This is a genomic window from Halorhabdus sp. BNX81, from assembly GCF_029229925.1.
GTDB lineage: Archaea > Halobacteriota > Halobacteria > Halobacteriales > Haloarculaceae > Halorhabdus.
Genome location: NZ_CP107254.1, coordinates 1,949,800 through 1,960,007, shown reverse-complemented (window position 1 = coordinate 1,960,007; position 10,208 = coordinate 1,949,800). Strand labels below are relative to the sequence as shown.

Sequence of the window (10,208 nt, the reverse complement as noted above, 5' to 3'; positions counted from 1 at the left end):
AATTGCACACCCCTCGCTGCCACCCGGACGTGTGGAGTCCCTCCCGCTGTGGAAGTGGGTATTCGTCACGCTTCCCAGGGGAAAGCGACGTGATCGTCCATTCCTTTCGCGTCGGATTTGAATACATAATGATCGTCCCTGTCCCTCGGCCGCGGTCCGGATTCGACTTTCCAGTTACGGTTCGATCTGTTTCTCAAAGACTGTTCCCGGAAGGCCGTGCCAGTCGTCGGTACCGACAGCGGTGAATCCACAGGCCTCGAAGAACCCGGCTGATACCTCGGGCGCGACGGCTCGGAGGTGCGACCAGTTGTGGTCACCAGCATGGCGCTGGGCCGCTTCGAGCAGCGACCTCGCGAACCCCTCGCGCCGGTAGTCCGGACTGGTGTATATGCCGTGAACGTTCCCGTCCTCGACGACCACGTAGCCGACAGACGTGATCGACGTCTCCGCCACCAGCACCGTCCCCGAGCCCTCGACCCACATCGGCAGCCGATCGTCAGGTGTCGCGACCAGGTCAGCAAAGCGCTCCCGGTCGTAGACATCGCTGCACGCCGCCTCGATCGCCTGCCGACGGAGTATCTCCAGACTGGGGACGTCCTCGCTGGCTGCCTCGCGTATCGTGATGGGCATGTTGGATACCGTAACGCGCTCGACCCATTTATGTCATCGCCGCCACGCCGGCCGATAGCGGCGGCTCGGCGAGTCCGACTTCGGGCGAATCTACGATGGTAAATAGCCAAGGATATGCCGCCGTCTGCCGATCGTCCGACCCAAGTCTGACGCCCATTTATATGTATTCAAGGGCCAGAATCGAACGGGGGCACGCGAAATGTCACACGCTCCCTCCCCACTTTCGTCGCGGAGCGCACACCGTGAGTCCTCAACCAGGTAGCACCAGCAACCCGAAACGGCTCACGGCACGATGGCGATCCAGGCCGACAGTGTAAACGCCGAGGCGACAGTCGAGAGAAAGACGAGGATCGACGCCAGCCGACGGTCGCCACCCATCTCGGTGACGTAGACGAACGTCGAGACGGCCGCGGGAGCGCCGAACATCACGACAGCGGTCCGGAGCGTCCAGAGGTCGGCACCCAGGGCGGCGTAGACCACCCAGGCGACCACCGGCATCACGAGGAGTTTCATCACGAGTACTGACCCAACGATCGAGCGATCGGCTTCCATGGACTGGAGCTGGATGGAGCCCCCGACACACAGCAGCGCGACCGGCAGCGCCGCCTCGGCGACCAGCGCGATCACGTCGGCCGGGATGCCGGTCACCGTCGCCGGCGAGCGCGAGACCGCAAGCCCGATGACGAGCGCGACGAGGACGGGGTTGGTGGCCAGTCTCCGGACTTCGCTACGGAAATTCCGGCTGTTGCCAGTCACCGCGACCAGGATCGAGACGGTCAGCGGGATCTGGATGAGCGCGCCCATCCCGAGGATGACGCTGCCGATCCCGGCCGCGCGTTCACCGAGCGCACTCGCGACCACCGGGAGGCCGATATAGCCCAGGTTCGTGTGATAGGACTGAACCGTCGCCGCGGCCCGCGCCCCGTCGTCGGTGATCCGGCGGTGGACGAGCCAGCCGACGCCGGCGGTTATTCCCAGGACGCCGACCAGCCCAACCAGCAGCGTCGGCGTGACGATCTCCGCCAGCGGCTTGTCGTACGTCGAGTTGAACACGAGCGCCGGCAACACCACGTAGAAGGCGACGCTGTTGAGCCACTCGACCCGCGTCGCGTCGAGGACGCCGACCCGCCGGAGCCCAACCCCCACGGTGAGCAAACCGATCATCACGGCCAGCCGCGTCAACACGTCCATCGGCACTCACTCATCCGTCAGCGCGCTTGTGTCTTTCCTGTCGGTACTGGTTTGGGATGAGATCACACCGAAAGACGGCAGCACGTCTTCGGGATCGATTAACTCACGACGGATCCCACGCGTCGTAGCGGTCGTGATCGAGGTCGAAGCGTTCGAGGATCTTCCCGACGACGTGATCGACGAAGTCCCCGGGCTCCTCGGGATCGAAGTAGAAGCCGAGCATCGGCGGCACAACGTCGACGCCAAGTTCGGCGAGTTTGGTCAGGTTCTCCAGATGTAGTTGACTCAACGGCGTTTCCCGGGGAACGACCACCAGCCGGCGGCGTTCCTTGAGACAGACATCGGCCGCCCGGGCGACCAGATCGTCCGATCGGCCGGTCGCTACGTCGGAGACGGTCGCCATCGACGCCGGGACGATCACCATGCCGTCGGCGGCGACCGACCCCGAAGCGATCGGCGCATGGATGTCGCTCTCGCCGTACATCGCCGCTGATGCGTCCCGAAGCCGATCCATCGTCTCCTCGCGGGAGCCGGATTCGTGGGTCATCACCGATTCAGCAGCGTCGGTGACGACCGTGACCACCTCGGCGTGTTCGGCGAGCGCCTCGACCGTTCGAACGGCGATCGGGATGCCCGACGCGCCCGTGATCCCGACGATGACTCGCTCCATGCTCACACCCGCCTGATCGTGCCCGCGTCGGCGTCGACCGCGACGCGTTCCCCGTCTTCGAGCGTTTCCAGGGGCGCGTCGGGCGAGTCCAGGCAGGGGATCTCCCCGAGGATCGCCCCCGTGGCCACGATGGTCTCGGTCTCCTCGTTGACGATCGCCGCCGGCGCACACCCGTTGTTCGCCAACCCGTAGAGGACATACGAGCCCACCGTCGACCCTTTCCCTCGTGGGAAAACCAGCACCTTTCCCGCGATGTTCTCGCCCTCCAGGGGATGGCCGTCCTCGATGAACGCCCCCGTTTCGGGCTCGACTGCGCCGTAGAAGCTGATCGGCACGTCGGAACGGAGGACTTCGCCGCGGCCCTGCCCCTCGGTGATCGGCTCGGCGTTGATCGCTCCTTCGGCCGCCGAGTCACTCGACTCCGCCGTCATTACTCGGTCACCTCCGCAAGGAGCGTCTCCTTGTCGTTGAACGCCACGTCCTGGTTGCAAAAGCCGGGGAGATACGTCGCGGCCTTCGCCGAGTCGGTCGCGCTGGACTCGTATCCCAACTCCTCGATCGGCGAGACGACGTTGCAGGTGTCCGCGAGGACTTTCCCGCCGGCTGCCTCGATCGTTTCAGTCAGCCCGTTCCGGTCGGCCCAGGTCTTGACCGACGCGCTCGTACAGACCCACAGATCGCTGGAGAGCGTCTTGCCCTCGACGGTCGCGGCCACGTCCTGGATCTCCTCTGGCGAGCAGTGGGGACAGCCGATGACCACGAGTTCGGGATCGTCGGCGGTCGTGAGTTCGTCGTACTCCGCTTCGAGCTCGCCCTCGCCGAAGGTCGCCGTCTCGACGTTCTCGGGCGGCTCCATCTCGGTCGTGACACCCTCGACGAAGTGGAGCGCGACCGCGCCCGTGGCGGCCATCGCCGCGCCGAGGGCTTTCAGGTCGTCCGTCCCGCCCGTATCGATTCCAGTGAAGTAGGGCTTGCCGTCCTCGACGAGGCGACCCGTCCAGGAACCCAGCGCGGCGAAGTCGGCCTGGCTCTCGATGTCGGCCTCGACGTCGATCCGGAACGTGGGCTGGCGATTTTCTTCCAGGTGGAGGCCGTATTTCGGCGTCCGACCCGTGATCGCCGCCGCCAGCGCGGAGGGGCCGCCCTCCCGATTGGTCTTCGCGCCGACGACGCTGTTGACGAACGAGACGGCCGAGGATTCGGCCCAGGCGACGTGCTGGCCACGCCGCGGGAGGTTCCCCGCGAGATACGGCGTACAGGTAAAGGAAAGGACGATCCCCATCTCCTTGAGTGCATCCCGGATGCGTTTCTGTTTCTCGGCGAACGCCTCGTCGATGCCGAGTTCCTCCCAGCGCTCGAAGTCCATCCCGGCCGGGTTGGCGAAGGTGGGAACCGACGCTTCCGCGCCTTCCTCCGCAAATCCCTCCAGGAACTCGACGCCGGGATCGCCGATCGACTTATACGAGATGCCCGACGCCTGGGCCGATTCGATCTCGATCATCTCCTCGGCCCCGTAGATATCGCCGAGCTTCACGAGCAGTTCCATCGCCTTCCGGACGGCGTCGTTGTCCGATTCGAGCAAGTCTTCCTCGTGTTGTGTCAGGTGCATGTGTCTCTCCGTTGGGTCACTGATAGTCCGCGAGATCGATCTCGTCGGCACCGGGAACGGTCACTTCCGCGAAGTCGGCCCAGTCCCGGTCGCCCGGCACGGTCGCGTCGACGATCCACTTCGCGAGCGTCCCGCGGCCGTAGTCCTGGGAGGGGTCCAGCGACGAGCCCTTGGCGTTCTCGATGACGGTGATGTCCTCGTCGGGTTGCATCCGCGTGGCGGTGGCCCACTCGACCGCGGTGGGATCGGCGGGGTCGATGTCGCTGTCGACGACGGTGACCTTCTTCATCGAAGGGTGGCCCGCCAGCGCGGCCATCCCGGCGTTCTTCGGATCGCCTTCCGAGCGCTTCTCGAGCTGGACGACGCCGTGGAGCCACGAGCACCCGCCCGGCGTCAACACGACGTTTTCGACCGTCGGGACGGTGTTCTCGACGATCCGGTAGATCCGGGGCTCCTGGGGGATGCCCATCAGGTGGGCGTGTTCGGTGCGACCGGGGACGATGATCCGCGCGTAGGGATCGGGTCGCATGTAGAGGTCATCGACCTCGACGACGGGTTGCTGGCGCGTCCGATCCCACGTCCGCGAGAGATCGACGAACGGGCCCTCCTCGCTCCGCTCGTCGGTGATGGTCGCCCGCAAGACGATCTCGGCGTCGGCCGGAACCTGGATTCCGTCGGCATCGGCGGTCGCAAGCTCGCCATCGAGCAAGCGATTCGCCAGCGCGAGTTCGCTCTTCTCCGGCGCAAACGACGTGGCAGCCGCCAACTCGACTGCCGGATGGACGCCCATCACGATCGCCACGTCCAGCCCACCTTCCGTCCGGGAATACATATCGTGGAGGTGGCGTTCGACCAGCCGCATCACGAGTCGATTGCCCTCGTCGAACATCATCCGGTGGAACGAGCAGTTGGTGACGCCAGTTTCTGGATCCTCGGCGATCACGACCGAGGACGCGAAGTACTGGCGTTCGTGCTCGTCATAGAAGATCGGGATCGGGACGTGCTCGTCGATGGTCGGCTCGCTCGCGACGTGCTCGAAGGACGGGTCAGCCGTCTCTTCGACGGGCAGCGGCTCGTTCATCGCCGACTCCATCGCATCGACGATCGAGGCGGCCTCGACGCCGAGCGCCCGCCCGATCATCTCCCGCGAGCCGAGCGTGTTGGCCACCGCGCGAACGTCAGGATGCCCCTCGACATCCTCGAAGACGGTCGGTTGGGATTCGTCCTGGACGGCCAGTGCCGGGAGCTCGAATCGGGGATCGACTGGATCGGTGAGTGTCGTCTGTGCTTCCTCCCGCAGAAAGTCTCGCAAGCCCATCGTTGGCGGTGATTGCACGCCATCCTATTCATGTCCCATGGCGCACTCCCGGAACGTGAGAATGCGTCTCGTCAGGCAGATGGCCGTCGAAATTTCGGGAACATTTGTGGGGCTGGATCGTGAACCAGCCCATATGACCGAACTGCTGTACCTGCCGGACGCCGACGACGTGACCGACTTCGAGGCGACGGTCGTCGAAGCGACCGAGGAGTCGATCGTTCTCGATGGAACCTACTTCTACCCGGAGGGTGGGGGTCAGCCGGCCGATCGTGGGACGATCGAGTGGGACGGGGGCGCTGCGGCGGTCGTCGACGTCCGAAAGGACCACGGCGAGGTTCACCACGAGATCGACGACATAGAGGGCGAGTTGCCGGCGGAAGGCGAAATCGCCACCGGACAAGTCGACGAGAACCGCCGCGAGGCCCACCGCCGAATGCACACCGCCCAGCACATTCTCTCGCGAGTCGTCTTGGAGGAATACGACGCCACCACGGCGGGCAACCAGATCCACGCTGACTCCTCCCGGATCGACTTCGAGCCTGCCGACTTCGACGACGCGGACCTCGAACTGATCGAAGAGCGAACCAACGAGGTGATCGAGCGCGATCTGCCGGTCACGAAGGACGAGCGACCACGGGAGACCGTCGAGGAGACCGTCGCCGAGGGACGGTCGAACCTTTCACTCCTTCCAGATCACGTCGAGGAATTGCGGGTCGTCGAGATCGATGACTTCGATATGTGCCCTTGCGGCGGAACCCACGTCGACCGGACGGGCGAGATCGGACCGATCGAGATCACGAATCGACTCTCGAAAGGGGCTGAGGTCGAGCGGATCGAGTTCGAGTTGCAGGATGGCTGAGGGTGTCTGGACTCCACACCTCGCCATACGTTCAGCCGTTATTCTGTCGTCCCGTCCCAGTACGGGATGCATACATCAGCACAACATATATATCAGACCGGTTGAAAATCAGGGTATGAGCAATCCCGTATTGGGCACCGTCGTGATTACGATCGGCCTCGTCAGTGCTGTTTGGCCATACGAAGTCGCACGGTTCGAAGAACAGATCGATGCGATCGGAAGTAAGCGCTCGTGGTCCGACATTGAACCTGCTGACTGGAAAGTATCCCTCCTCCGGATTTCCGGAATAGCCGTCTCGCTCTTCGGCGTTCTCATCCTATTCGATATATAGGTCGACTGTTCTCCGTGCCGAATTGTCCCGCTGTTCCGGACGGCATCGACGATTCGTATTTCCCATAAGCGGAACAAGTCATTCAGACATAAAGCGTCCCCACGATACCGTACAATCAGTCACCGGAGTGATTTACTGGCTCCATCTTGCGAATCTGTGTCTCACGCGAAGGCCCTCTGGGTGTCGAAAACCGACCGAACCACCCGGAGCTACGACGGTACCAACCGCAAAACGACTAGTCGCTCGAAGGGGAACGATTCCTCGGCGACGATCGACGATTCGAGGCCCCGTTCGGCGGCGAAGTCACGCACCTCGTCGATCCCGGTCAGACTGCTGACCAGCAGGAACGCCCGTCCACCGTCCCGGAGCACCCGACCCGCGTCTTCGAGGAACGGATCGACCACGGCCCGGCCGTCCTCGCCCCCGGAGAGGGCCGCCTGCATCCAGTCACCCCACTCCGTGTCCGGATCGGCCGGGAGATACGGCGGGTTGAACGTCACCACATCAACCGCGTCGGCGCTGATCGGATCGAGCAAGTCAGCACGAACGACCGGAATCCCGGCCTCGCGGGCCTGCCGACAGGCCGCCGGATTCAGGTCCGTCCCGAGCACGTCGGCCCCTGCCTCGGCGAGCGCGCTCGCGACGTATCCCGAGCCAGTTCCGACGTCGATCGCTCGCTCACCTTCGGTGACCCCCTCGACGGCAGCCTCCGCCAGCAGATGGGAGTCCTCGCTCGCCCCGTAGACGGTGTCGACACCACGCTGGTCGGCCAGAGGCGGCCGATCAGTTTCCCCGGCGTCAACCGACTCCTCGTCGTCAGTCATCGCTATCGAGGCCGATATCGTGAGCCAGGCTCGCCAGTTCGGCGAAGTCGGCGCGCGAGAGATCGCCTGCGCGCTTGCGAAGCAGTTCCTCGTCGGCCGCATCGACGACGGCGTCCGGATCGTCGAGTCCCGAGATGTGAGCGGTGTTCCTGATCCCGTTCCGGACGGTTTTTCGTCGCTGGGTGAACACCGCTTTGACGAATCCCAGGAAGAAGTCGTCCTCGGGCACAGTGTAGTCGGGTTCCCGGGGCAGCCCCCGGACCAGGGCACTCTCGACGGCCGGCGGCGGCGAGAAGGCTTCGGGCGGGACGGGTTCGACGACCTCGACGTCGGCGTAGTGGCCTGCCGTCACCGATAGTCGGCCGTACTCGTCGCTCCCCGGATCGGCGGCCATCCGGTCGGCGAACTCCCGCTGGACCATCGCGATCAATGGCTTCCCCGCGGGGAGCAACCGGAAGAGGATCTCGCTCGATGCGCCATACGGCAGGTTCGAGATCGAAGCGGTGTAGTCAGGCAGATCCACCTCGAGGGCGTCGCCTTCGATCACCGTGAGTCGTCCCGCCTCGATCGCATCCGCGAACTCTGTTCGGAGAAACGCGGCCAGGTCGGGATCACGCTCGACAGCAGTCACCCGGTCGGCGACCGCGAGCAGCCGATCGGTGAGCGCGCCGTTGCCCGCCCCGATCTCCAGAACGTGACCGAGATCGATCCCTGCCTCGGTCGCATACGTCGGGATCCGATCGAGGACGCGGTCGTCGACGAGGAAATGCTGATCCTGGTCGGGATCGCCTCTCGCGTCAGCGCGGGCCAGGAGGGCATCCGGATCACGACTCCCCGCGTTTGAACCGTTCGCACTGTCTTCTCCGGCCATCAGTCGTCATTACGGGCGAACGTCCGGTATTTGAGATCCTCCTCGCGGATCTCTTCGAGGATTCGATCGACGAGGACTTCCTTCGGATTGTGAAGCCCGTCGACCCGTTCGGTGAGTTCCTCGAAGCTCTCGAAGGGCTTGCGCTTTCGCTCGTCGAGAATCCCGTTGCGGAGTTTCTTTCCGATCCCTGGCAGGAGATTGAGAGAGTGTAGTCGGGTCGTGATCGGCTGGGCGTCGTTGAAGAAATCCACGAAGCGCCGTTCGTTGTCCTCGACGATGTCCTCGATCGCGTAGTCGAGTTCGGACTGCGCACCGCTCGAGAGATCGCCATACTCGACGGTGCGCGTCGTCTCGATCACCTCGCCGTCGAGATCGATCAGGTCGCCAAAGGAGATGTCGGCCTCGTCCGACAGCGTCATCTCGAGGAGCTGAAAGTCCGCAGTCGTCACGGCGTAGGCCAACGGCTCTTTCTCGTACTGTGGGCGATCGTCGTCCGACCGGCCACGGGGGAGATGATCGAGAACGACAGCTGTCGCCACGTCTGAATGGGACTCATCACTGCTCATGTCATTCGGGTACGGTAACCGGCTACTTAAAATCACGCGGGGCGGCGACGGGTCGCAAGGGTCAGACGTACTTCGCGACGACATCGAGAATGTCGTCGAGTTCATCGCCCGATAGCGTGTAGCGTTCCTGGGCGTAGATCGAACGGAGTTCGTCCCGATCTTCCGGGGCCAGATTGGCGATCTTGTACGCAGTCGGCTCGTCGACCTTCTCGAGTTCGAGGAGTTCCTCGACGAACTCCGCCGACTCCTCGATATCGAGAGTGGCAAAGCGGTTGGCGTGTTCGATGGCCCGGGTGAGTTCGTAGGGCATCTCCCGGTCCTCGTCGGCGGCCCGCTCGCGCTCGATGTCGGCGAGCAGCCCCTTCGCTTCCGCGAAGGTGAGGTACTCCTCTTCGAGTTTTTCCTTGAAGATGGTCATAGCCGCTACTCCCCGGTCTGTTCGCGCAGGTGGGCCGCCTTGACGATGATCGTCTTGTCCTTGCCGCCGTCGTTGATCTGGACCTTGTAGGCCGACCCCTGTTCCCCGATCACTTCGCCGGTGTGACCGGAGAATCGGGGGTGGAATCGGCCGTCGGCAACGCTGGGGTCGATGTCGAGATGGACTGTCGTCCCGATGTCGAACTCCTGAATCGCGCGCTGGGGCGGGGAGGTGCCACGGTCGCGCGGGTCGTTTTTGAGCTTGTTACGCGTGCCTTCGAGGGGGCCGTTGGAACTAGGCATTCTTGGTGTGCGCTAATCCGGTGGGCCATATAAAACGTGCGTTCCGCGCTTGCCAGGGTCGTACCTGACTTGCGGAAAATCAGCCCAACGGCGCGACGATCACAGACGGCCGACTTCTTCGACGGAGACGCTCTCGACGTCTTGGACATCCGTGAACGCGTCCTCGACGGCCTCGGTCCCGCCCGCGTCGTCGGGGACGATCACCGTCGGCAGGAGTGCGACCAGGCCAAAGGCCACGTCGTCGCGTTCGACACTGTTGATCTTTGCGCCCTCGGGGAGGGACTGTTCGAGTCGGTCCTGGAGATCGTCGAGATCGACCTCAGGACTCTCCGGCATGACCTTGATGTTGGCTGCTACTTTTCCCATGTGTGTGGATGACGATAGTGGATTATGTGCTTGTCGTTACGATCCGAGGCTCCAGTACTCAGGGTCCCGTAAAGCCACAGTCGGGACACTCATAGAGGTTGCTCTGCTTGCGGCAGGTCGGACACCGGTAGATCTGGTGGCCACAGTCGGGGCATTTGAAGGCTGCGGCGTTCGTGCCGGTGATGTTGACACCGCAGGAGATACACTTCTGCGTCCGTTTTTGTTGACTCTCGCTCATACCGTCTGGTTCCCG

15 protein-coding genes are annotated in these 10,208 nt (G+C 63.8%); 2 read left to right on the top strand and 13 right to left on the bottom strand.

Annotated elements, in window-relative coordinates; genetic code table 11:
• Nucleotides 1-174 precede the first annotated feature (174 nt).
• The 6 genes from HBNXHr_RS09870 to HBNXHr_RS09845 form a co-directional block, all read right to left on the bottom strand.
• Entirely contained in the window at nucleotides 175-630 is a 456-nt protein-coding gene (locus HBNXHr_RS09870; RefSeq protein WP_275881992.1) for a GNAT family N-acetyltransferase, read from the bottom strand.
• Between the two features lie 282 nt (nucleotides 631-912).
• Nucleotides 913-1,821: an AEC family transporter gene (locus HBNXHr_RS09865; RefSeq protein WP_275881991.1), complete on the bottom strand. Its 909-nt coding sequence runs from the start codon at nucleotides 1,819-1,821 to the stop codon at nucleotides 913-915.
• 103 nt (nucleotides 1,822-1,924) lie between these two features.
• A complete protein-coding gene (locus tag HBNXHr_RS09860; protein ID WP_275881990.1) occupies nucleotides 1,925-2,491 on the bottom strand; it encodes a UbiX family flavin prenyltransferase in 567 nt (188 codons plus the stop codon).
• 2 nt (nucleotides 2,492-2,493) lie between these two features.
• Nucleotides 2,494-2,922, bottom strand: coding sequence for a DUF126 domain-containing protein (locus HBNXHr_RS09855; RefSeq protein ID WP_275881989.1), 429 nt, complete (start codon nucleotides 2,920-2,922; stop codon nucleotides 2,494-2,496).
• Nucleotides 2,922-4,100, bottom strand: a complete 1,179-nt coding sequence (locus tag HBNXHr_RS09850; protein ID WP_275737052.1) for an aconitase X catalytic domain-containing protein — start codon at nucleotides 4,098-4,100, stop codon at nucleotides 2,922-2,924. Before HBNXHr_RS09850 ends, HBNXHr_RS09855 begins: the two co-directional genes overlap by 1 nt.
• 16 nt (nucleotides 4,101-4,116) lie before the next feature.
• Nucleotides 4,117-5,436, bottom strand: a complete 1,320-nt coding sequence (locus HBNXHr_RS09845; protein WP_275881988.1) for a UbiD family decarboxylase — start codon at nucleotides 5,434-5,436, stop codon at nucleotides 4,117-4,119.
• 115 nt (nucleotides 5,437-5,551) lie between these two features.
• On the opposite strand from HBNXHr_RS09845, the gene HBNXHr_RS09840 reads away from it, so the two are divergent.
• Both HBNXHr_RS09840 and HBNXHr_RS09835 read left to right on the top strand, forming a co-directional pair.
• Nucleotides 5,552-6,277, top strand: coding sequence for an alanyl-tRNA editing protein (locus tag HBNXHr_RS09840; RefSeq protein ID WP_275881987.1), 726 nt, complete (start codon nucleotides 5,552-5,554; stop codon nucleotides 6,275-6,277).
• 115 nt (nucleotides 6,278-6,392) lie between these two features.
• Complete coding sequence (locus HBNXHr_RS09835; RefSeq protein ID WP_275737049.1) at nucleotides 6,393-6,608, top strand: hypothetical protein; 216 nt, start codon at nucleotides 6,393-6,395, stop codon at nucleotides 6,606-6,608.
• A 209-nt stretch (nucleotides 6,609-6,817) separates the two neighbouring features.
• Here the strand turns inward: HBNXHr_RS09835 and HBNXHr_RS09830 are convergent, their stop codons facing one another.
• The 7 genes from HBNXHr_RS09830 to HBNXHr_RS09800 all read right to left on the bottom strand — a co-directional run bounded on the left by HBNXHr_RS09830 (nucleotide 6,818) and on the right by HBNXHr_RS09800 (nucleotide 10,193).
• Nucleotides 6,818-7,432 carry a HemK2/MTQ2 family protein methyltransferase gene (locus tag HBNXHr_RS09830; protein ID WP_275881986.1) on the bottom strand — a complete coding sequence of 205 codons (615 nt, stop codon included), beginning with the start codon at nucleotides 7,430-7,432 and terminating at the stop codon, nucleotides 6,818-6,820.
• Nucleotides 7,425-8,303 carry a 16S ribosomal RNA methyltransferase A gene (locus HBNXHr_RS09825; RefSeq protein ID WP_275881985.1) on the bottom strand — a complete coding sequence of 293 codons (879 nt, stop codon included), beginning with the start codon at nucleotides 8,301-8,303 and terminating at the stop codon, nucleotides 7,425-7,427. Before HBNXHr_RS09825 ends, HBNXHr_RS09830 begins: the two co-directional genes overlap by 8 nt.
• Nucleotides 8,303-8,869, bottom strand: a complete 567-nt coding sequence (locus HBNXHr_RS09820; protein ID WP_275737046.1) for a DUF655 domain-containing protein — start codon at nucleotides 8,867-8,869, stop codon at nucleotides 8,303-8,305. The genes HBNXHr_RS09825 and HBNXHr_RS09820 overlap by 1 nt, the downstream gene beginning before the upstream one ends.
• A 61-nt stretch (nucleotides 8,870-8,930) precedes the next feature.
• On the bottom strand, nucleotides 8,931-9,287 hold the full coding sequence (locus HBNXHr_RS09815; protein WP_275737045.1) for an RNA polymerase Rpb4 family protein: 357 nt from the start codon (nucleotides 9,285-9,287) through the stop codon (nucleotides 8,931-8,933).
• Between the two features lie 5 nt (nucleotides 9,288-9,292).
• On the bottom strand, nucleotides 9,293-9,589 hold the full coding sequence (locus tag HBNXHr_RS09810) for a 50S ribosomal protein L21e (protein WP_275737044.1): 297 nt from the start codon (nucleotides 9,587-9,589) through the stop codon (nucleotides 9,293-9,295).
• Between the two features lie 99 nt (nucleotides 9,590-9,688).
• Complete coding sequence (locus tag HBNXHr_RS09805) at nucleotides 9,689-9,955, bottom strand: elongation factor 1-beta (protein ID WP_275737043.1); 267 nt, start codon at nucleotides 9,953-9,955, stop codon at nucleotides 9,689-9,691.
• Nucleotides 9,956-10,013: 58 nt separating this feature from the next.
• Nucleotides 10,014-10,193 carry an HVO_2753 family zinc finger protein gene (locus HBNXHr_RS09800; RefSeq protein ID WP_275737042.1) on the bottom strand — a complete coding sequence of 60 codons (180 nt, stop codon included), beginning with the start codon at nucleotides 10,191-10,193 and terminating at the stop codon, nucleotides 10,014-10,016.
• Between the last annotated feature and the right edge of the window lie 15 nt (nucleotides 10,194-10,208).

Coding starts and splice junctions, on each gene's coding strand:
- HBNXHr_RS09870 (WP_275881992.1), bottom strand. CDS start 630: ATGCCCATCACGATACGCGAGGCAGCCAGCGAGGACGTCCCCAGTCTG.
- HBNXHr_RS09865 (WP_275881991.1), bottom strand. CDS start 1,821: ATGGACGTGTTGACGCGGCTGGCCGTGATGATCGGTTTGCTCACCGTG.
- HBNXHr_RS09860 (WP_275881990.1), bottom strand. CDS start 2,491: ATGGAGCGAGTCATCGTCGGGATCACGGGCGCGTCGGGCATCCCGATC.
- HBNXHr_RS09855 (WP_275881989.1), bottom strand. CDS start 2,922: ATGACGGCGGAGTCGAGTGACTCGGCGGCCGAAGGAGCGATCAACGCC.
- HBNXHr_RS09850 (WP_275737052.1), bottom strand. CDS start 4,100: ATGCACCTGACACAACACGAGGAAGACTTGCTCGAATCGGACAACGAC.
- HBNXHr_RS09840 (WP_275881987.1), top strand. CDS start 5,552: ATGACCGAACTGCTGTACCTGCCGGACGCCGACGACGTGACCGACTTC.
- HBNXHr_RS09835 (WP_275737049.1), top strand. CDS start 6,393: ATGAGCAATCCCGTATTGGGCACCGTCGTGATTACGATCGGCCTCGTC.
- HBNXHr_RS09830 (WP_275881986.1), bottom strand. CDS start 7,432: ATGACTGACGACGAGGAGTCGGTTGACGCCGGGGAAACTGATCGGCCG.
- HBNXHr_RS09825 (WP_275881985.1), bottom strand. CDS start 8,303: ATGGCCGGAGAAGACAGTGCGAACGGTTCAAACGCGGGGAGTCGTGAT.
- HBNXHr_RS09820 (WP_275737046.1), bottom strand. CDS start 8,869: ATGAGCAGTGATGAGTCCCATTCAGACGTGGCGACAGCTGTCGTTCTC.
- HBNXHr_RS09815 (WP_275737045.1), bottom strand. CDS start 9,287: ATGACCATCTTCAAGGAAAAACTCGAAGAGGAGTACCTCACCTTCGCG.
- HBNXHr_RS09810 (WP_275737044.1), bottom strand. CDS start 9,589: ATGCCTAGTTCCAACGGCCCCCTCGAAGGCACGCGTAACAAGCTCAAA.
- HBNXHr_RS09805 (WP_275737043.1), bottom strand. CDS start 9,955: ATGGGAAAAGTAGCAGCCAACATCAAGGTCATGCCGGAGAGTCCTGAG.
- HBNXHr_RS09800 (WP_275737042.1), bottom strand. CDS start 10,193: ATGAGCGAGAGTCAACAAAAACGGACGCAGAAGTGTATCTCCTGCGGT.